This window comes from Saccharomonospora iraqiensis subsp. paurometabolica YIM 90007, assembly GCF_000231035.2.
GTDB lineage: Bacteria > Actinomycetota > Actinomycetes > Mycobacteriales > Pseudonocardiaceae > Saccharomonospora > Saccharomonospora paurometabolica.
In genome coordinates this window covers 188,458-188,748 of sequence record NZ_KI912247.1, presented here as the reverse complement: position 1 = coordinate 188,748, position 291 = coordinate 188,458, and the positions used below count along the sequence as shown (strand labels likewise).

Below are 291 nucleotides of genomic sequence, written 5' to 3'. Positions count from 1 at the left end.
GCTCGTCCAGCAGGACGACGTCGGCGTCCGGCACGGCGAGCAGGGCCCGCGCCACCGCCACCCGCTGCGCCTGGCCCCCGGACAGGCCCGTGCCCGCGTCGCCGAGCATCGTGTCCGGCTCCAGGTCGCTCAGGCGGGCCGTGCGCAACGCACGACGCAGGTCGGCGTCGGTGGCGTGCGGAGCGGCCAGCCGCAGGTTCTCCGCGACGGTCGTGGACACCAGTTGCGGGTCCTGCGGCGCCCAGGCCACCCGCGCGGGCAGCGTCGCGTGTCCGCGCTGTGCGGGCAGGA

At 77.7% G+C, this 291-nt stretch carries 1 protein-coding gene; it reads right to left on the bottom strand.

Annotation, left to right across the window (positions count from 1 at the left end; genetic code table 11):
• Window positions 1–291, bottom strand: a 291-nt coding sequence (locus tag SACPADRAFT_RS27965) for an ATP-binding cassette domain-containing protein (protein WP_040924399.1), incomplete at both ends; no start/stop codon positions are given.